Below are 241 nucleotides of genomic sequence, written 5' to 3'. Positions count from 1 at the left end.
CCGCCGACCTCGCCTTCGCCCTGATCATGAGCAGCGCCCGCCGCGTCGCCGAACTCGACGCCTGGACCAAGGCCGGCCAATGGCAAGCCAGCGTCGGCGCCCCGCTGTTCGGCACTGATGTGCACGGCAAGACCCTCGGCATCGTCGGCATGGGCAACATTGGCGCCGCCGTCGCCCGCCGTGGTCGCTTCGGCTTCAACATGCCGATCATCTACAGCGGCAACAGCCGCAAGACCGAACT

1 protein-coding gene is annotated in these 241 nt (G+C 68.0%); it reads left to right on the top strand.

The window, feature by feature from the left end:
• Positions 1 to 241 (top strand): NAD(P)-dependent oxidoreductase (locus AAEY83_RS18080; RefSeq protein WP_351061457.1); only part of this gene is annotated, 241 nt, incomplete at both ends.

This window comes from Psychrobacter sp. TB20-MNA-CIBAN-0197 (assembly GCF_040309765.1).
GTDB lineage: Bacteria > Pseudomonadota > Gammaproteobacteria > Pseudomonadales > Moraxellaceae > Psychrobacter > Psychrobacter submarinus.
Note: the sequence above shows the minus strand (reverse complement) of the source record. Positions and strands in the feature narration are given on the sequence as shown.